Raw genomic sequence first — 19,671 nt, forward strand, 5'->3', positions numbered from 1 at the left:
TTTTGGTTGGAAAGAAAGAAACTGTGAGAATTTGAAAATGTTTATTGCCATACCATAAGCCCTTTTTCCTGAGGGTTTTGTTATGCATCCAATCATTCGGGCTACCGCGCCCCTGCTGATGGCGCTGGCCTTGGCTGCTTGTGGCGGCGGTGGCGGTAGCCCGGGCGCAAGCTCGAGCGGTAACTCAAGCGGTAGCTCCGGCGGAACTGTCACGAACCCGGACGGCAATTGGCTCTCCTTCACGCCAAATCCGGTCCAGGTATCGGGCTACGAAGGAGAGTCGATTCCGTTCAAGATCACTGCGACTTCCAGCCGCACGTTTACCAAACCGTTCAACGTCGCCATCGTCGACACATCGGGCACGATTACTACCGACGTACAGATATCGGCCCTGAACGAGATGACCTATCAAGCTAGCCTGAGCACCTCACCCAAGCTTCCCGCAGGTCTCACCCAGGTCAATCTTGAAGTCCGCTTGTGCGAAGATGCGCCGCTGACCTGCAGCAAGCCGCTGCCTGGATCGCCATGGAAAGTACCGCTGAAAGTCAACGTGAAGTCGACGACGGAGGCGGCTAAGCGTCTTGCACTGTCGGCGCAATCACTGCAGGCAGTAACCTATGCTGGCGAACAGGTTCAACTGAACCTGGATGGCACATTCACGGGCGACCTGCTGGGTACGCAATTCCTGGTTGGCGTGTACGAGAAGGGTGGCTTGAGTAATGTCAGCTATACGCAAAGCGCGCAAGGCTTCAATGCAACGCTGAAATCAGCTGCCACCTTGCAGCCGGGTGAATACAACAGCAATGTGGAAGTTCGCTTGTGCCGCGACGATCCGGCAACCTGCCGCCTGCCGATACCTGGTTCTCCCTGGATAATCCCTCTGAAATTGACGGTCAAGAATGCAAGCAACCTGACCACGCTTTTGCGTGTGCCGGGTGTTGGCGCCTGGTCTAGCTTCCAGGGCAACGCTTCGCACAGCGGATTCATTGACGCAACGTTTGACGCGACTAAGTTCTCGCGGCGTTTCAGCTTACCGGCCAGCGCTGTGACTGAATCCACGAATAGTGTCGCCACCGATAATGGCAAGGTGTTCATGACTCTTGGCAAGAGCTTCGACAGCGAATTTGAACTGCTTGCCATCAGCGAAGCCGACGGAAGTATCTTGTGGCGCAGCAGCCTGGGCAAAGTCAATCGCGCCAACTCGCCGGCTGTCGGCAATGGGTTTGTGTTCGTGGTCACTGTCGATGTGCAGAGCAACCTTTGGGTATTTGACCAGCAGAACGGCAACCTGGTCTCCAAAACCGCATTTGGCTCGAATACGGGTTCCCGCGCACCGACTGTAGCTGGCACCGACGTGTTTTCGATGGATGGTTATGACTATGACCGCAGCATGACAGCATTCTCATCCTCGCTCTTGAGCAAGCGTTGGTCCTCTCCCATGCCAAGCGTGATGCGTTCGAGCCCTACGCCGGCTGTAGACCTTGAAAATGTTTATGTCTTCCTGGACGGGAAACTTCGCGTGCTCGATACCAGTAATGGCAATCTGAAGTGGGCGGTGTCCGGTCCCGACGCCAATACCTTGGGCGGACAGAGTGTTACGTTGTCCGGCAACCTGGCCTTGACCTACGGTTCGGTCATCAGCGCTTATGACCTTACCTTGCGCACAGTCGCCTGGTCGGTGGCGAACAGCAATGTCGTCGATATGGCTGTGGGTAACAGCATGGTGTATTCCGTAGCCGGCATGAGCACTGTGCTGGAAGCACGCTCATTGTCTGACGGCAAGCTGCAGTGGACTTCAGAAAGCCTGGGGCAGGATAACTTCCGGAGCGTAGTCGTAGTACGCAACCTGGCTTTCGTCAGCGGCAGGCTGAGGACGGTAGCGGTTGACCTCGCGACCCATAAAGTAGTGTGGAGCTACCCGCGCGGCGGCAATCTTTCGATCTCCAGCAACGGCGTGCTTTACATTATGGAAGACAACCGCTCTGTATCGGCGATCAACCTGCAGTAATCAAAGATAGCGCGACAGCAGTGCGCCATCCAGCCCTTCTTCGAGCTGGATGCGCACGATGTGGCCGCTGCCGGGCGCGATCGTGATCTCGCTGCCATCGTCCGCCAGCATGCGGGCGATGGTGATATCGCGGTTGCCGCGCGGGTGCATGACTTCAATGCGGTCGCCCACCGCGAAATGGTTCTTCACATCGACGCGCGCCCAGCCGCCGTCGATTCCCAGCACATCCCCCACATACTGGCTGCGGTCGGTCTCCGAGGCACCGCGCATGTAGTTCTGGTGCTCCTGCGTGTGGTGGCGCTGGTAGAAACCATCCGTGTAGCCGCGATTGGCCAGGCCCTGCAGCTGGCCGAGCAGGCTTTCGTCGAACGGGCGTCCGGCCACCGCGTCGTCAATGGCCTGGCGATATACCTGCGCCGTGCGCGCTGCGTAATACGCCGACTTGGTGCGGCCTTCCACCTTGAGCGAGGTGACGCCGATCTTCACCAGGCGCTCGACGTGCTCCACCGCGCGCAGGTCTTTCGAGTTCATGATGTAGGTGCCGTGTTCATCTTCGAAGATCGGCATCAGTTGGCCCGGGCGCCCGGCTTCTTCCAGCAGGTAGGTCTGGTTGGCCAGCGGGTGGCGCGGCTGCTGGTGCAGCACCGAGATGTCGCCGATCGCGTCCTGGCAGCCTTCGCCCACCTTGTAGTCCCAGCGGCAGGCATTGGTGCAGGTGCCCTGGTTGGCATCGCGGTGGTTGAAGTAGCCTGACAGCAGGCAGCGGCCGGAGTAGGCCATGCACAGCGCGCCATGCACGAAGACTTCCAGTTCCATGTCGGGACAGCGCTGGCGGATCTCCTCGATCTCGTCGAGCGACAGCTCGCGCGACAGGATCACGCGCGTCAGCCCCATGCGTTGCCAGAACTTGACGTCGGCCCAGTTGACGGCATTGGCCTGCACCGACAGGTGGACCGTCATGTCCGGCCATTCTTCGCGCACCATCATGATCAGGCCAGGGTCGGCCATGATCAATGCGTCGGGTTTCATGGCGATGACGGGCGCCATATCGCGCAGGTAGGTCTTGAGCTTGGCGTTGTGGGCGAAGATATTGCTGGCGACGAAGAACTGCTTGCCGCGCGCATGGGCGCCGTCGATGCCTTCCTGCAGCGCCTGCAGGGTGGAGAAGTCGTTGTTCCGCACGCGCAGGCTGTAGCGCGGCTGGCCCGCATACACGGCGTCGGCGCCGTAGTCGAATGCGGCATTCATTTTCGCCAGGGAGCCGGCGGGCAGGAGGAGTTCGGGGGCGGTCAGCATGGCAGGCAAAATCCGCCAGCGTAGCCAAGCCGCCGCTGTCCGGCCATGATCTGGATCAAGTCTCGCGTATGATGTCGGCCATGATGATCGACTGGTTCTCGCCGGCGCAGTGCGTCGGCTACGTAGCGTTCGTGCTGGGCGTGGGTTGTTTCCTGCAGTCCGACGACCGGCGCTTCAAGCTGTTCATGGCGGGCGAATGCCTGGCCTACATCGTGCATTTTGCCTTGCTGGGCAATCCCACGGCGGTGGCCAGCACCTCGGTTTCCCTGTTGCGCTCCTTGCTGGCGCTGCGTACCCGCTCGCTGTGGGTGGTGGCGCTGGTGATTGCGCTGAACGTTGGCCTTGGCCTCGCCTTTGCGCGGCAGCCGGGCGATTGGCTGCCGCTGGCCGCATCTTGCCTGGGGACGCTGGCCCTGTTCCTGTTGCAGGGCATTCCAATGCGGCTGGTGATGCTGTGCGGGACCTGCCTCTGGATCGTCAATAACATCAGCGCCGGCTCCATCGGCGGCACGGCGCTGGAAGTGATCGTCGCCGGCGTGAATATCGCGACGATCCTGCGCTTACGCCGCGTGCAGCTCGCCGTATAGGGCGAGGAACTCCTGGCTCAGCTTGTGGCTGCGATCGAGGTGGATCATCGGAAGGTTGCGCTCGTGCGATTCGCGGATGCGGATCGAGCTTGAGAGCTTGTTTTCAAACACCGGCAAGCCTTCTTCCTTGAGCTGGTCCACCATGCGCTGCGGCAGCAGGGCGCGCGGCTGGAACTGGTTGACCACGATGCCTTCGATCTGCAGCGCGGGATTGTGGTCGGCCTTGATCTCTTTGACGTTGTTGACCAAGGTGTAGAGGGCCTGGCGCGAGAAGTCGTCGCAGTCGAACGGGATCAGGCAGCTGTCGGCCGCGATCAGGGCCGACTGGGTGAAGAAGTTGTAGGCCGGGGGCGTGTCGACGTAGATCTCGTCGTATTCCTTTTCCAGCTCGTTGAGCGTGTCGCGCAGCTTGTAGATCTTGTGGCGCGATTCCAGCTTCGATTGCAGGTCGCCCAGTTCGGGATGGGCCAGCATGATGGACAGGTTGGCGAACGGCGTGGCATGCACGTATTCGCCGGCCGGCCTGGCGAACATGCTGAAACTGAGCATTTGCTCGAAGTAGGCGCCGAGGGTAGGCGCCAGGCCTTGGGTTGCCGCGCCGAGCAGGTAGCGGCTGCTGTTGCATTGCGGGTCGATATCGATCAACAGCGTGCGTTTGCCATGGTGCGCCGCGATGGCCGCCAGGTTTACCGCAATGGTCGATTTACCGACGCCGCCCTTCTGGTTGAAGATTACGCGTTTCATTTGCTGGCCCCCGCTGTGGCTAAGATTGCAACGATTCTAGCATGATGCGGCGCAGCAAAAGCAAGCGTTTATGCGTGTTTATGCCTTCATGCAGGCATTTGAATCCATGAGGCCGCGCAGGTAGCCACGGCGGACCTTGCCTGCCAGGATCGCGCTTTGCGCTTTCCTCGATTGGCGCTCGGCGCCGCTCAGCTTGCGCAGCCAGCCGCGGAAGGGAATCGCGCCTTCCACCGTGCGCGCCAGGGCGCCGGTGGCCGCGTCACCGATGGCTTCCTTGGAGGCGTCCAAATGGCTCTGCTTTTCTTCGGGAACGTCGAAGTCCGGGCCCAGCTCTTCATCGAGGTCTGCAACTTGCGCCAGCAGGGCCGGGCAGCTCTTGTCGGAAGGCGCCTTGTACGGGTTGCCCATGGCGTCGCGCAGGACGTCCGGGATTTCGACCTTGGCGATATTCAGGTCGCGCAGAGGGGTGGTCGAAATTTCCTGGATGCGGTTTTGATCCTTGGTAGCGCACGCGCTCAGGGCCAGCGCGGCAATGGCCAGTAACACTCGTTGCATAGCTTTTGCGGTTAAAAAAAATGCAAGTATAACTAAGTCGGCGCGATTCGTTCCACAATTGTTTTGCGGTAGCGGCGGCTCATGCGCAGGTGCTGGCCGCCTGCCAGCACGACTGCATACTCGCCGTCTTCGCGCATTTCGAGCGAGCGCACGCTTTCCAGATTGACGATGGCGGAGCGGTGGATGCGCTGGAAACCGTAGGGCGCCAACTCCCCCTCGAGCTCGGACAGGCTGCGGCGCAGCATATGCGCCCGGCCGGCGGCGTGCACGGTGGCGTAGTAGTCGCTGGCCTCGATCCAGTCGATGTCGACAAATTTCACCACGTCCAGGGTATTGCCGTTCCTGATGATGAAGCGGCGCGTTTCTCCCGGCACGCGCAGGCGCTCTTTCACGCGTTGCAGCACGTGCTCGAAGCGCTGGTCGTCGAAGGGCTTGAGCAGGTAGTCGAGTGCGCCGACTTCGAAGGCGCGCAGCGCAAACTGGTGGTGGGCGGTGACGAAGACGATGGCAAACGGCGGTGCTGTGCCCAGGCGCTCGAGCAGCCCGAAGCCATCGCATTCCGGCATTTCCACGTCGAGGAAGACCAGGTCGGGCCGGGCCGCCGGCAGCGCCGCCAGCGCTTCTTCCGCCGAGCCGCACTGTCCGACCACCGTGATTGCTGGATCGCGCGCCAGCAGCAGGGCGACATTGCTGCGGGCCAGGGGTTCGTCGTCGATGATCATTGCGCGCAGCATCAATGCTCCCGGTAGGGCAGGGTGAGCGTGGCCTGCACGCCATGCTCCATGTCATGCAGCGCCAGCGACTGCCGCTCGCCGTACAGCGCTTGCAGGCGCTGGCGGGTGTTGGACAGGCCGACGCCTTCACGCAGTTGCGCCGCCAGTGCCGGACCTTCGTTGGCAACGGACAGCACCAGCATTTCGCCCTCCCTGGCTGCCGTCACGCGTAGCGTCCCGCCCTTGGCGCGCTTGGCGATGCCGTGCTTGATGGCGTTTTCCACCAGCGGCTGCAAGACAAGGTCCGGCACCTGTGCGGCTGCGATTTCGGCCGGTATGTCGAGCTGCCAGCGCAGGCGCTCGCCGAAGCGCACCTGCTGGACTTCCAGGTATTTGCGCTGGAAATCAGCTTCGCTTGCCAGCGGCACGAGCTGGCGTTCGGAGCGGTCCGTCACCCGGCGCAACAGGTCGCCGAGGGCGGCAATGGTGGCGATCGCTTCGCTGTCCTTCTTCTCGCGAATCAGGCCGCTGACGGCGTTCAGGGCATTGAAAATGAAATGCGGCTCGAGTTGCAGCCGCAGTGCCGCCAGTTGCGCCTGCGCCAGCAGTTCGCGCTGCTGCGACAGGCGCTTGCGGGTGGCGAAGGTGACGCTGAGCGCGGCAATCGCGCCGTACAGGATCACGTCGCCCACCAGGTTGCCGATGAACTTCGATTTCCACAGCGGCAGGAAAGGATCGGGGCCCTTGGGATAGGCGAAAGGATTGAAGGCATGTTCCAGCATGGCCGCCCAACAGGTCCAGGCGGCGCCGATCGCCAGGCAGGCGCAGGCATGCACGGCCCAATTGCCCGCAGCGCGGGACGGCAGGGGAAAGCGCCGCAGCAATGCAAGCGCTACCGGCGTCGCGGCTGCCCACGCGCCCCACGACGCGACGATCACGAAGAACAGCGTCCACCAGTCATGCTGCATGCCCATGGCGTGCATGGAGACCACGGTCTGGGTGGCATCGAACAAAGCCAGTGCCAGCCAGGCGAGGAAGGGGGCGATTGCGGTCATGGCCGCAATGATAGGGGAATTCAGGGCGCCGGGCGATGGCTTTGCAGCGAAACCACGGCGCGCTGCAGCGAACTGCATCGCGCCGGGCAATGGGGCGATGGGAGACTACAAGCCTTGACAATCCAACGAGGCGAGACCATGAAAAGACGAGAGCTGTTCCGCATTTCCACCGCAATGGGCCTGGGCGCCGCGCTGCCCGCGCTGGCCGGGACCAAGGTGCCCCAAGCTGGTGCGCCGGCACCCGCGGCGCCACTGAAACCGCCGCCGGAAGGCAGCATTCCAGTGGCCTTCCTGCTGTCCGATAACGCCGTGGTCATCGATTTTGGCGGACCATGGGAGGTGTTCGCCAACGCCAGCGTGCAGGGAAGGTCGGGTGAAGCGGCGTTCCAGCTGTATACGGTTGGCGCGACGGCGGCGCCGGTCACGGCATACGGCGGCATGAAGATCGTGCCGAACTACACCATCGCCAACGCGCCCCCGCCGAAGGTAATTGTGGTCCCGGCGCAAACCGTGGGCGATCCTGCCGTGCTGGAGTGGCTGCGCCAGACCTCGCGCACGGCAGACTTGACAATGTCGGTCTGCACCGGTGCGTTCATCCTGGCCCATGCCGGCCTGTTGGACGGAAAGTCGGCAGTCACCCACCACGGCGCCTTCAAGGAATTCGCCATGAAGTTCCCGCGCGTTCGCCTCAAGCGCGGTGCGCGTTTTGTCGAAGAGGGCAATATCGCCACTGCCGGCGGGCTGTCCTCCGGCATCGACCTCGCCCTGCGCGTGGTGGAGCGCTATTTCGGCCGCGCTGTGGCAAGCAGCACGGCCTATACCATGGAGTACCAGGGCCAGGGCTGGCTGGACCCGAACTCCAACAGCATTTACGCCATAACGCGCCGCTCAACCGAGCAGCATCCGCTGTGCCCTGTTTGCGAAATGGACGTCGACAAGTCGGCCTCCTTGTCCACCACCTACCGCAAGCGCAACTATTACTTCTGCATGGAGGAACACAAGAAATTGTTTGATGCGAACCCGGCGGGCTTTATTGCGTCGCTTCCCTGAGCAGCCAGTCGCGGAAGGCCGACGTCGGGGGCAGGCCCGCGCAATCGGCACGGTGCATCATGTAACTGTTGTTGGACGAATGAGGGTATATCATGCACTTAGTTTCAACGATTGGACTATGCATGCTTATAGCGACTCACAGCGGCAAGTTCCACGCAGACGACGCGTGGGCTGTCGCTGTATTAAATGTTTTATATCCCGGCGCCGACATCATCCGCACGCGCGACCAGGCCATCATCGATACGGCTGACTTTGCAGTCGACGTGGGCGGTGTGTGGGATCCGGCCGCGGGCCGCTTCGACCATCATCAAAAAGGCTTCGATGTGGCGCGGCAGAGTGGCGTGCCTTATGCCAGCGCCGGCCTGGTATGGCGCGAGCATGGCGCGCGCTGCGTGGCTGCGCTGGCCCTTGCCCATACCGGGCAGCAGCTGGCGGAAGCGCAGGCACGCGAAATTGCTTATGCCATCGATGCGGACGTGGTGCAGTACCTCGACCTGTCGGATGTGGGCGCCGCGAAGAGCGCGCCGGGCAGCTATGGCTTGTCGGCGGTGATTTCCGGCTACAACAGCAACTGGCTCGACGAGCAAAGGCTCGGCTATGGCGGGCCATCGGATGAATTCCGGCTGTCGCAGTTCCGCCGGGCGATGGACGTGCTGACTGACGTCATGGTCAATGCCGTCAAGTACCGGGTCGGCGCCTTGCTGGCCGTGGAGCAGGTGCGACAGGCAGAAGTGCTGGAGGGCGGCAAGGTCCTGTTCCTGAAAAATGGCGCGCTGCCGTGGAGCCAGGTGGTGCGCAAGGAGATGCCCAAGGTGCTGTTCGTGATCAGCTACAGCATCGCCGAGCAGCGCCACCTGCTGCATACGGTTCCGCTCAGTACCGAAAATTTCGATGCGCGGGCAGACTTGCCGGAGTCCTGGGCGGGCTTGCGCGATGCCGAACTGGCGGCAGTCACCGGCGTGCCGGACGCCGGTTTTTGCCACAACGGCAGGTTTATCGCCTCCGCCAGGTCGTACGAGGGAATCCGCGCCATGGCATCCCTCGCCCTGCAAGCCCTGAACCCCGCCTAGTTGTTGCAGCCCATGCTATGGAGGCGGTCATAGGCGGCCTTGGCTTGCACCAGGCCATAACCGTAGTACGGGTCGCGGCCGGCCGCGCCCAGGTCAAGCGCGGTCTTGTCCAGCGTGCTGCGGATCTGGGCCGCGCTGCATTTCGGGAAGTAGCTCCACACCAGCGCTGCCACTGCCGACACGTGCGGGGTTGCCATTGAGGTGCCGTTGAAGAGCGCGTAACTGCTTGCGTTCACTTGCAGCACCGCCGGCTGGCCCAGTTGCTGCAGCAGGCTGGCGCCCACCGTATCCGATACGCCGACCGAAGGAATGCTGGTGGCCGATCCACCCAGCGTGCCATTCAGCTCGCCCGCCACGTTGTTGTACACGACCGCGCCAATGCCGCCGCTGGCCTGGCAGTTGGTGACCTTGGCCGCGAACGAGACCGAGCCGCGCTGGATCAGGCAGATCTTGCCGGCCATGGCGCCATCGACCGCCGTGCCGAGCCCGAAGTTGGCCAGCATGCCCGAGGCGGTGCCGGGCGGCGTGCCATCCATCGGAATCGGCGTGTAGACGACATCGCTCACCTGCAGGGTGGCGCTGCGGCCGCTGCCCATCGGCACCGTCGACAGCACGCTGACGCCCGGCGCCGACAGTTCAACCTTTGGCGTGAACTGGGAGAAGCTGGCGACCTGCCGGTTTTCGTCCAGGGCGCCGATCGACATCACGCTGCTGTAGCCGGCTGGGTAGGACTGGGTATTGTTGCCGTCATTGCCGGCGGCGGCAATCGATAGCACGCCGCGCTTGGCCAGCCCGGCGAAGGCGAGTTCTTCGGCGATGCTCGGGTCGCCGCCGCCAAGCGACATGCTGATCACATTGGCGCCGGCCGCGCCGCACTTGTTGGCGGCGCCGATCAGGGTCGAGGTATAAGTCCATTCGTCGGCACTGAACACCTTGACGATGTGGATGTTCAGCTGGCGGCCTGGATTCACGCCGACCACGCCGACGCCGGCATTGTTGATGGCGGCGATGGTGCCGGCGACGTGGGTACCGTGATGCAGTTCGTCGGTGCTCCAGTTACCGGTGCCGGGATTGCTGTTGCCGGTGAGGCGGTTGCCGTTCAGGTCTTCATGTGCCCGGTCGATGCCGGAGTCGATGATGCATACGGTGCGGTTGCTGGCATAGGTGTCGGGCAACTGGTCGGCCTGGACCATGCTGATGCCATACGGGACCTGCTGGCCCAGCAAATAGGGGCTGCCGGTGGACGGCGTGCTGACGGCGAAGGGATAGCGTTTCCTGTCCTCTTCCACGAATTCGATCTGTGCGTTCTTGCGCAGCGTGGCCACTTCGCTGCCGGGAACCTCGGCTGCCGTGGCGTTAATCTCCGCCAGGTCCTGTACCACCTTGCCTCGCGCTGCCGCGATCGCTGCTTTGGCGCCTGACGCGCCGCCGGCCTTGAAGCCGATGATGACGCGCACGTCGCCGGTCGCGGCGCCGGCAATGGAGAACTGGGCACTGACGGCCGCCGCCAGCACGGTCATGGCGAACCTGGCGCGGGAATTTCTGCTCTGTTTTTTGAACATGATGAGTCCTGGGATCGAGTGTTGAATGAGTGGCCTTGGACAACAGAAAAAGACAGCCGCTGGTGGCGGCTATCGAAAGTGATGCTAGGTTGCTTCAATCGCAAGGTCAACCGGAATACTGGCTTTCTTCGCAAAACTGACCTGGAAACCACACAAATTCCATGCAGAAACAGGCAAAAAAAAACGCCACCCGAAGGTGGCGTTCAGCCTCAGGAGGAAGCTTAGAACTGGTTCATGGTGTTGTCTTTGCCGGCCGCTTTCAGGGCAGCCTCGCCGCTGAAGTATTCCTTGTGGTCGTCGCCGATGTCGGAACCGGACATGTTCTGGTGCTTGACGCAGGCGATGCCCTGGCGGATTTCCTTGCGCTGCACGCCGGCCACATAGCCCAGCATGCCCTGGTCGCCGAAGTATTCCTTGGCCAGGTTGTCGGTCGACAGGGCCGCGGTGTGGTAGGTCGGCAGTGTGATCAGGTGGTGGAAGATACCGGCTTCGCGGGCTGCATCAGCCTGGAAGGTGCGGATCTTCTCGTCGGCTTCGATCGCCAGCGGGGTGCCATCGTATTCAACGCTCATCAGGGCGGCGCGGTCGTAGGCCGACACGTCCTTGCCTTCCGCTTTCATGCGGTCGTAGGCTTGCTGGCGGAAGTTCAGGGTCCAGTTGAACGATGGGCTGTTGTTGTACACCAGCTTGGCGTTCGGGATTACCTTGCGGATTTCGCTGACCATGCCGCCGATCTGGGCAATATGCGGTTTCTCGGTTTCGATCCACAGCAGGTCGGCGCCGTTCTGCAGCGAGGTGATGCAGTCGAGCACGCAACGCGCTTCGCCGGTGCCGGAGCGGAACTGGAACAGGTTGGAAGGCAGGCGCTTTGGACGCAGCAGCTTGCCGTCGCGCTTGATGATCACGTCGCCGTTGCCCAGGGCGTCGGCCGACACTTCGTCGCAATCCAGGAAGGAGTTGTATTGGTCGCCCAGGTCACCCGGTTCCTTGGTGACGGCGATCTGCTTGGTCAGGCCGGCGCCCAGCGAGTCGGTACGGGCCACGATGATGCCGTCGTCCACGCCCAGTTCCAGGAAGGCGTAGCGTACCGCGCGGATCTTGGCCAGGAAGTCTTCATGCGGCACGGTGACTTTGCCGTCCTGGTGGCCGCACTGCTTCTCGTCGGATACCTGGTTTTCGATCTGGATGCAGCAGGCACCGGCTTCGATGAACTGCTTGGCCAGCAGATAGGTCGCTTCGGCGTTACCGAAACCGGCGTCGATGTCGGCGATGATTGGCACCACGTGGGTCACGTGGTTGTCGATCTTGTCCTGGATGGCTTTCTTGGCGTCGCCGGTGGCGGCGTCCAGTTGGCGGAACAGGCCGCCCAGTTCACGCGCGTCAGCCTGGCGCAGGAAGGTGTACAGCTCCTTGATTAGGGCCGACACGGCGGTCTTTTCGTGCATCGACTGGTCAGGCAGCGGGCCGAACTCGGAGCGCAGCGCGGCGACCATCCAGCCCGACAGGTAGAGGTAGCGGCGGTCGGTGCTGTTGAAGTGCTTCTTAATCGAGATCATTTTTTGCTGGCCGATGAAACCGTGCCAGCAGCCCAGGGACTGGGTGTACTGGGACGGGTCGGCATCGTAGCGGGCCATGTCGGCGCGCATGATCTTGGCGGTGTAGCGGGCAATGTCCAGGCCGGTCTTGAATTTGTTCTGGGCGCGCATGCGGGCGGCCGCTTCAGGGCTGATGGCGTTCCAGGCGCTGCCGTTGCGTTCCTTCAGGGCTGCGATGGCTTGAATGTCGTCTTGGTAGTGGGACATGGTCTATTCCTAGCAAAAAAGCGGATTAAAAAAGGCGAAGCACTTGGAATAATGATAGGCCGTTCTTTTGCGTCGCACCATGTCTTATATAAGACATATAAGCTATATTTTTTCCTTTTTATTCAAATAGTTAATTTTAATTTGTCATGATATGAAATCGCTTTTCGCAAAATGAACTGTTCGGTATGGTGCGCCGCCAAGCAATTTTCTACGATATGAGATCTGGTTTTCGCAATGTGGAATATGCTCACTTGGGCAGCACGGGCATCACGCCATCCTGGTGCTCGCCTTCCTCGACGTTACCGAAATGGACGTTGAGGTCCTTGGCCGGGCGGAAGTTCGCCAGGCGCACTTGGTAGGTGAGCGCGTTGATCTTCTTGAACGTGCCGGGGAAGCACAGGCTGACCAATTCATCCGGCTTGCGCTTGATGATGTTGAGGGTGAAATCCTCGATCCCGTTCTTCCAGGTGTTTCCCGTCTTGAGGATGTAGGACACGTTATGGGTATTGACGTAGCCATTGCTGCGCGCCGCGACCTTGGCACGGGCATTCAGGTAGCCCTGGTCGGTGCAATAGGTCGCCGCGAAGCCGTCGTACATGGCCGTCGCACCGGGGCCGCCTTCGAAAAAGGGGCGGTAGTCGTGGTGAACGCGCACGATCTTATTGGCCGGGAATTTCTGGTGCCAGACGTAATTGACTTCCACCGTCCAGGTCGGGTCCCGGCTCTCCTCATCCAGCAGGCCCAGCTTGATCAACTGCCTGGCTTGCTGCTCGGTGAAGGCAGCGACCTTGCCGGAGGTTTCTGCAAACGCTGGCGTGTAGGCGATCTCTTTGTTGCTGAAACCGAGTTTCTTCAGCTGCGCGGTGACGTCCTCGCCTTCGGGCGAGCGGGCCACCAGCCTGCTCTGGAAGGTAACAGGTTTGCCGTCAACGCGGATGGAAAATCCGTCCGGCTGGCCATAATACGTGTCACTGCCCTGCATTGCGGCAGGGTAGGGCGGCAGGGGAAACACAATGGTTTCCTCGACACCGTTAGCCGACTCATTCAGGAATTCGTAGTCGACGCTGATCAGGTCATGGCTGATGTTCAGCACTTCCTTTTTCATCGCAATGGCGTCGGTTTTGCCGAACACAATGCCGCCAACGCTGACCGAGGCAATGCCGTCGTTGGCCAGGACCGTCGCTGGAATCGTGCATGCCGCAAAGGCGAACTGGAAGATTCTTTTCATGGATTAATTACCTATTGGAAACTCAGAGAAGTGCGGCATATTATATTGATAACGCGCGGTGGGGCGTACGCAACACCGGCCAACCGCTTCGATTGCCGTACGGCATTTGTGTTACATCTCTGTGGTAATCTGTTTGCACTTGCCGCGCTCGCTGCCTTCGGTCCCCGACCGTATCGTTTCCCCTTCCTCGCCCCCGAAGGTCCGTTTTTCACATAGATCAAGGGAAATCATGATTTCTCTCTTTGCCAGGACACGCACAATACTGGCCCGGCTTGGCCTGCCCGCCGCAGTTTTTGTGGGCGGGGTGCTGGCGTCAGCTTACCTGTATGTCGCAACCGTCCAGCATAGCCAGGAGGAGCAGCTCGCTGACTTGCAGGAAAGCGCCAGGTATTACGAGGCACTGTTGCGACATCGACTGGGGCAGTACATGGACGCTAGCCGTTCGATGGGTGCGTTCTTCAGTGCATCGGGCCGCGTCGACCCGGAAGAGTTTGAGAAGTACATGGCAGCCAGCCGCTTGTTCGAACGGCTGGAAGGCAGCAGTTCCTTCGGTTACCTGCCGCGGGTGGAGGCTTCCCAGCTTCAGCGCTTCGAGGCCGAGACGGCGCAGACGTTTGCCGGCTTCCGCGTTTCCAGTCCGCGCTACGGTGCCGATGCTTTTTATCCCCTGCTGTATGGCCAACATGCGACGGATGCAAATCGCGCAGACCGCTTGCGCGGCTTTGACTTCTCGTCGGTCCCGGACCGTTGGCAAGCGATGCGCGAAGCGGATATGCGCGATGCACCGGTGGCCAGCAGCCGCCATTCGGCTCTGCAGCATGCCGGAAGGGCCCAGGTTGTCATGCTGTTTACGCCTGTCCGGGGCGCGCGCGCCGGAACGAGCGCGAAGCCTGGCGCCGACCTGAAGGGATTCGTCTTTTCATCCATGTACGTCGATCGCCTGTTCCAGGGTTTCGACCATGGACGCCTTGCCCAGCTCTTCGACCTCGAGGTGTTTGAAGACCGCGTGGCCGAGAGCACGGTGTTGTTCGACGCCGACCAGGTGCCGCACGTGCTGCAGCCTGAATCGGCCCACGTGCTGGCACACCGGGTGGAATTGCAGTTTGCAAACCGCAATTGGTTGATCTTTTTCTATGCCAAAAAGGCTGTGCTCAACCCGAAAGCGACGCAGGCGGGGGCGCAAATGTTTGCCATCGGCCTGCTGCTCTCCCTGGTCGCCAGCTATGTCGCGGCTGCGTGGCCGCGTTACCTGGTGCGCAAGCGCGCGAGGCGCGACTTCAGCGAACGCTTCGCCGGCTTTTTCGAAGGCCATCCTTTCGCCGTGTATGCGCTGGACACCGAACGGCGCATCATCCACGCGAACCAGCAGCTGGCGCGAGAACTCGGCGTGAGCCGCGAAGCCCTGGTCGGGGCCTCTGTGGACAGCTTCATCGTGGACGAAAGCCGCGCAGTCGCGGCAAGGCGTTTCGAGGAAGTCCTTGCCGGCAACGCCGTGGCCTATACCAGCCGGGTCGTTGCGCCCGATGGCCGCAGCTCGGACATGTCGATCGTGCTGATACCGATGAGTGCAGGCGGCACCTTGACCCATGTACTGGGCTTTGCAGAAAACATCACTGAGCGCAAACAGGCGGAACTGGCCCTGCACGAGTCGCGCCAGATGCTGCGCCACATCATCGACAATATTCCACAGAGCGTATTCTGGAAGGACCTCGACAGCGTCTTCCTTGGCGGGAACCGGTCCTTGCTCGAGGATGCCGGCCTGGACAACGTGGACGAGCTGGTTGGCAAGACCGATGCCGACTTGCGCTGGAAGGACCAGGCCGAGCACTTCAGGCAGGTGGACCGCGACGTGATGCGCTCCGGCCTGCCACGCCTGAAAATGCAGGCAACCGATCATCGCCGCGACGGCTCGCCGTGCTGGATCGAAACCAGCAAGATCCCGCTCAAGGACGAGCAGGGGAAAGTTGTCGGGGTACTGGCAGTGACCGAGGACATCACCGCGCGCAAATACATGGAGCAGGAGTTGTTCCGTCGCGCGAATTACGACATCTTGACCGGCCTGCCGAACCGGGGCTTTTTCGATAGCCACCTGGGCGAGGCTGTCAAGCGGGCACAGCGGCAACCAGGGCTGGCGCTGATGTACTTCGACATTGATCGTTTCAAGCACATCAACGACAACTATGGACACGATGTCGGGGACGAGGTGATCCGTATGTTTGCCAGCCGCACGCGTGCGGTGCTGCGCGAGTCGGACTTTATCGCTCGTCTTGGCGGTGACGAATTCGTGCTCGTGATCGAAGGCCTGGCCGAAAGGGAAGATGCCGCCGTGATTGCGGAAAAGCTGGTTCTTGCAATGGTGCCGCCGTTCCTTTTGCCTGGCGCGCAACTGCAGGTGAGTACCAGCATCGGCGTGGCCTATTACGAAGCCGGCATGGCGGCCGAAACCTTGGTCAAGGCCGCCGACCAGGCCATGTACCAGGCCAAGCGCGCCGGCAGGAATTGCTTCCGGCAGGCAGAAGCCCAGCGTGCCTGAGACGCGCCAGGAAGTGGCGCTCAGGGGCGCGCAAGCCGAGGTCGGCAAGTTGCAGCGCAATAGGACGGGGAACGGTAACGCCGCCTTATGGCATTTGGCGCTACATTGACCGGGTCCCGCGCCAAGCGGATTCTTGATGAAGGAGCCCGGCCATGACTATCAAAGGACGTTGCCACTGTGGCGCCGTTGCGTTCGAGATCGATGGCGAAATTCCCGCCCAGCTCACACGCTGCACCTGTTCGTTTTGCGCCAAGCGCGGCGCTTTGCTCGCCTATTTTTCGCCTGACCAGTTCCAGCTGGTGCCGGCGCCGTCGGGCGATAGCGCCTACCGCTGGAAAACCAGGGCGGTAGCGCACCATTTCTGCCCCTTGTGTGGCTGCGCGACCTTTTCCGATTCACCAGCCTTCGAGATGGATGGCAGTTGGGATGGCCATACCCGCCGCATAGGTGTCAATGCGCGCCTGTTCGACGATTTCGATGCCGCCACGGCCGACGTCACGGTGATCGACGGCAAGCACTTATGGTGATGCGCGGGCGGCCGACTTAAAAAAATCATCACGGCAAGTTCCGGTTATATAATTTATAACCTTTATGTTTATATAGGATCTACCCAGAGTGAAGCTACTTACCGCCATCATGCTCAGCGCAGGGATCCTGTCGCCAGCGTTCGCCGCTGCGCCAGCCATCCCCGTCAAACCTGCCGCAAGCAAGGCTGCCGCAGTCGAGGTCACCTCGGTCGAGGGGATTACCGAATACCGCCTGGCCAACGGCCTGCGCGTGCTGCTGTTCCCCGACGCGAGCAAGCCGACCCTGACCACCAACATCGTCTACATGGTGGGTTCGCGCCACGAGAACTATGGCGAGACCGGCATGGCGCACTTGCTGGAACACCTGCTGTTCAAGCCGACCGCCAACTTCGGCATCAAGAAAGGCAGCAAGACTCCGGTGGAAGTGCTGAACCAGACCGGTGGCCGCTTCAACGGCACGACCTGGTACGACCGCACCAATTACTTCTCGACCTTCCCGGCCAACGACGACAACCTCAAGCTGATGCTGGAGCTGGAAGCCGACCGCATGGTCAACTCGCCGATCAGCCAGGACGACCTGTGGAACAACAAGACCCAGAAAGGGGAGATGACGGTCGTACGTAACGAATTCGAACGCGGTGAAAGCGATCCGTTCCGCGTCACGCTCGAGCGCACCATGTCGGTCGCCTTCGACTGGCACAACTACGGCAAGTCGACCATCGGCGCCCGTTCCGACATCGAAGGCGTGAACATCGAGCGCCTGCGCGCGTTCTACCAGCGCTACTACCAGCCCGACAACGCGATCCTGATGGTGGCCGGCCGCTTCGACGAAGCCAAGGTGCTGGCCCAGATCAATGAACTGTTCGGCAAGATCCCCAAGCCAAGCCGCGTGCTGGCCCCGACCTATACCGCCGAACCGACGCAGGACGGCGAGCGTGCGGTCACCATACGCCGTAGCGGCGGCACCCAGATCGTGGCTGCCGGCTACCACGTTGCCCCGGCCAGCCATCCGGATGCGGCGGCCCTGCAGGTGCTGGGCCGCATCCTGTCCGAGGCCCCAAGCGGCCGCCTGCACAAGACCCTGGTGGATGCCAAGCTGGCGTCGTCCGTGATGGATCTCGACTTCAACCAGATGGAACCGGGCTACCACCTGTTTGCTGCCGTGGTGCCGAAGGACGGCCAGACCATGGCGGTGGAAGAGGCGATGCTGAAAGCGCTGGAAGACATCAAGTCCAATCCGGTCACCGAAGCTGAAGTGGAGCGCGCCAAAGCCTCGATCGCCAAGGACATCGACCAGACTGTCAACGACACTGCCCGCTTCACCATCGCCCTGACCTCGGCGCAAGCGGCGGGCGACTGGCGCCTGTTCCACCAGCGCCGCGACCAGGTTGAGAAAATCGACGCGGCGGCCGTGCAGGCCGCGGCACTGAAATACCTGAAACCTGCGAACCGTACGCTGGCACGCTTCATCCCGACTGACGCCGCCGACCGTACCGAGGTGCCGAAGACGCCGGACGTCGCCGCACTGGTGAAGGACTACAAGGGCCGCGCGGCAATCGCGCAGGGCGAAGTATTCGATCCCAGCCCCGACAACATTGAAAAACGCACCCAGCGTTCGGTACTGGCCAACGGCATGAAGCTGGCGCTGCTGCCAAAGAGCACCAAGGGCAACACCGTCAGCGCGTCGCTGCAACTGCGCATGGGAACGGCCGAGAACCTGATGGGCAAGGCCGCCATCGGTGACCTGGCCGCCTCGTTGCTGTTGAGCGGTACCGAGCGCCTGTCGCGCCAGGAGGTCAAGGATGCCCTCGACAAGCTGAAGGCAAACGTCAACGTCAACGGCGGCGCCGAAGGCGTGACCGTCAACGTGACCACCACGCGCGACAACCTGGCGGCGGTACTGGACCTGTTGGGCGAATCGCTGATGAAGCCGGCATTCACGGCAAAGGACTTCTCCGAGCGCCAGCGCGAGATGATCTCCGGTACCGAACAGCAAATGACCGAGCCGCAACCATTGGCAGGCAACGCCATGCAGCGCCTGACCAATACTTTCCCGGCGGGCCACGTGCGCTACACCATGACCTTGCCGGAGCAGCTGGCGGAACAAAAAGCCGCGACCCTGGAGCAAGTCAAAGCCTTCCACAAAGCCTACTACGGCGCCGGCAACGCGAGCCTGTCCGTGGTGGGTGATTTCGACGCCGCTGCCGTGCAGGCGCAGGCAGCCAAGCTGTTCGGCAACTGGAATGCTGAGCAGCCCTACGTCCGCATCGCCAGCGAATTGAAACAGGTGGCGGGCCAGAGCATTTCGCTCGAGACTCCGGACAAGGCCAACTCGGTCCTGTTCGCGATCCAGCCGGTGCCGATGAAAGACGACGCTGCGGCCTACCCGGCCCTGTTGATGGGTAACTACATGCTCGGCGGCGGCGCCCTGCGCAGCCGCCTGGCCGACCGCATCCGCCAGAAGGAAGGCCTGTCCTATGGGGTGGGTTCGCAACTGTCCGTGCCGGCACGCGATCCGGCCGGCTTGTGGCTGGCCTTCGCGATCAGCGCTCCGCAAAACACCGTCAAGGTGGAGGCCGCGCTGCGTGAAGAGCTGAACAAGGCGCTCAAGGAAGGCTTCACGGAAACCGAGCTGGCCGATGCCAAGAAAGCCTGGCTGCAATCGCAGCAGGTGGGCCGTACCGGTGACGCGGGCCTGGCTGGCCGCCTGGCCAACTACCTGAGCTTCGACCGCACCATGGCCTTCGACAAGGACCTGGAAGCCAAAGTCAGCGCGCTGACCGTGGCCCAGGTCAACGAAGCACTGCGTGCGAACCTGAAGCCGGAAGCCGTGTCGGTCATCAAAGCCGGTGACTTTGCCAAGGCAGCGGCGGGCGCGGCTGGTGTAGCGCCAGCCTCCAAGCCGTAAGTGATGCCACCCCCGCCGCGCTGCGCGGCGGGG

General features: G+C 61.8%; 15 protein-coding genes. 7 read left to right on the top strand and 8 right to left on the bottom strand.

The window, feature by feature from the left end; genetic code table 11:
- Positions 1 to 82: 82 nt before the first annotated feature.
- Positions 83 to 2,008 carry a PQQ-binding-like beta-propeller repeat protein gene (locus ACN9M3_RS05595; RefSeq protein WP_426321082.1) on the top strand — a complete coding sequence of 642 codons (1,926 nt, stop codon included), beginning with the start codon at positions 83 to 85 and terminating at the stop codon, positions 2,006 to 2,008.
- On the opposite strand, the gene yegQ is transcribed toward ACN9M3_RS05595, so the two are convergent.
- A complete protein-coding gene (yegQ, locus tag ACN9M3_RS05600; protein WP_426321084.1) occupies positions 2,009 to 3,304 on the bottom strand; it encodes a tRNA 5-hydroxyuridine modification protein YegQ in 1,296 nt (431 codons plus the stop codon).
- Between the two features lie 80 nt (positions 3,305 to 3,384).
- Here yegQ and ACN9M3_RS05605 point away from each other — a divergent pair, with 80 nt between their 5' ends.
- Complete coding sequence (locus ACN9M3_RS05605) at positions 3,385 to 3,891, top strand: YgjV family protein (protein WP_426321086.1); 507 nt, start codon at positions 3,385 to 3,387, stop codon at positions 3,889 to 3,891.
- Here the strand turns inward: ACN9M3_RS05605 and ACN9M3_RS05610 are convergent.
- The 4 genes from ACN9M3_RS05610 to ACN9M3_RS05625 all read right to left on the bottom strand — a co-directional run bounded on the left by ACN9M3_RS05610 (position 3,865) and on the right by ACN9M3_RS05625 (position 6,958).
- A complete protein-coding gene (locus ACN9M3_RS05610; RefSeq protein WP_426321088.1) occupies positions 3,865 to 4,635 on the bottom strand; it encodes a ParA family protein in 771 nt (256 codons plus the stop codon). The two genes, ACN9M3_RS05605 and ACN9M3_RS05610, sit on opposite strands and share 27 nt — an antisense overlap.
- A 78-nt stretch (positions 4,636 to 4,713) precedes the next feature.
- Positions 4,714 to 5,190 (bottom strand): hypothetical protein, encoded by a 477-nt coding sequence (locus ACN9M3_RS05615; RefSeq protein ID WP_426321090.1) that lies wholly within the window; start codon positions 5,188 to 5,190, stop codon positions 4,714 to 4,716.
- A gap of 32 nt (positions 5,191 to 5,222) precedes the next feature.
- Positions 5,223 to 5,924: a LytR/AlgR family response regulator transcription factor gene (locus ACN9M3_RS05620; RefSeq protein WP_426321092.1), complete on the bottom strand. Its 702-nt coding sequence runs from the start codon at positions 5,922 to 5,924 to the stop codon at positions 5,223 to 5,225.
- Positions 5,924 to 6,958 (bottom strand): sensor histidine kinase, encoded by a 1,035-nt coding sequence (locus ACN9M3_RS05625; protein ID WP_426321094.1) that lies wholly within the window; start codon positions 6,956 to 6,958, stop codon positions 5,924 to 5,926. Before ACN9M3_RS05625 ends, ACN9M3_RS05620 begins: the two co-directional genes overlap by 1 nt.
- 138 nt (positions 6,959 to 7,096) lie before the next feature.
- Between ACN9M3_RS05625 and ACN9M3_RS05630 the strand changes: the two genes are divergently transcribed.
- Both ACN9M3_RS05630 and ACN9M3_RS05635 read left to right on the top strand, forming a co-directional pair.
- Positions 7,097 to 8,008, top strand: a complete 912-nt coding sequence (locus ACN9M3_RS05630; RefSeq protein WP_426321096.1) for a DJ-1/PfpI family protein — start codon at positions 7,097 to 7,099, stop codon at positions 8,006 to 8,008.
- A gap of 122 nt (positions 8,009 to 8,130) precedes the next feature.
- Complete coding sequence (locus ACN9M3_RS05635) at positions 8,131 to 9,078, top strand: MYG1 family protein (RefSeq protein WP_426321098.1); 948 nt, start codon at positions 8,131 to 8,133, stop codon at positions 9,076 to 9,078.
- Here the strand turns inward: ACN9M3_RS05635 and ACN9M3_RS05640 are convergent.
- From ACN9M3_RS05640 to ACN9M3_RS05650, 3 genes are all read right to left on the bottom strand, one after another.
- On the bottom strand, positions 9,075 to 10,640 hold the full coding sequence (locus tag ACN9M3_RS05640) for a S8 family serine peptidase (RefSeq protein ID WP_426321100.1): 1,566 nt from the start codon (positions 10,638 to 10,640) through the stop codon (positions 9,075 to 9,077). The genes ACN9M3_RS05635 and ACN9M3_RS05640 overlap by 4 nt on opposite strands.
- 221 nt (positions 10,641 to 10,861) lie before the next feature.
- Positions 10,862 to 12,442: an isocitrate lyase gene (locus ACN9M3_RS05645; RefSeq protein WP_426168392.1), complete on the bottom strand. Its 1,581-nt coding sequence runs from the start codon at positions 12,440 to 12,442 to the stop codon at positions 10,862 to 10,864.
- Positions 12,443 to 12,689: 247 nt separating this feature from the next.
- Positions 12,690 to 13,670, bottom strand: a complete 981-nt coding sequence (locus ACN9M3_RS05650; RefSeq protein ID WP_426321102.1) for a DUF4424 family protein — start codon at positions 13,668 to 13,670, stop codon at positions 12,690 to 12,692.
- A 229-nt stretch (positions 13,671 to 13,899) separates the two neighbouring features.
- Here ACN9M3_RS05650 and ACN9M3_RS05655 point away from each other — a divergent pair, with 229 nt between their 5' ends.
- The 3 genes from ACN9M3_RS05655 to ACN9M3_RS05665 all read left to right on the top strand — a co-directional run bounded on the left by ACN9M3_RS05655 (position 13,900) and on the right by ACN9M3_RS05665 (position 19,638).
- On the top strand, positions 13,900 to 16,203 hold the full coding sequence (locus ACN9M3_RS05655) for a diguanylate cyclase domain-containing protein (protein ID WP_426321104.1): 2,304 nt from the start codon (positions 13,900 to 13,902) through the stop codon (positions 16,201 to 16,203).
- Positions 16,204 to 16,355: 152 nt separating this feature from the next.
- Positions 16,356 to 16,730, top strand: coding sequence for a GFA family protein (locus ACN9M3_RS05660; RefSeq protein WP_426168399.1), 375 nt, complete (start codon positions 16,356 to 16,358; stop codon positions 16,728 to 16,730).
- Between the two features lie 88 nt (positions 16,731 to 16,818).
- Positions 16,819 to 19,638, top strand: coding sequence for a M16 family metallopeptidase (locus ACN9M3_RS05665; RefSeq protein ID WP_426321106.1), 2,820 nt, complete (start codon positions 16,819 to 16,821; stop codon positions 19,636 to 19,638).
- The last annotated feature ends 33 nt before the right edge of the window (positions 19,639 to 19,671 follow it).

Origin of the sequence: Pseudoduganella sp. R-43, assembly GCF_049913255.1 — a bacterium.
In the GTDB taxonomy this organism is placed as follows: Bacteria; Pseudomonadota; Gammaproteobacteria; order Burkholderiales; family Burkholderiaceae_D; genus Rugamonas.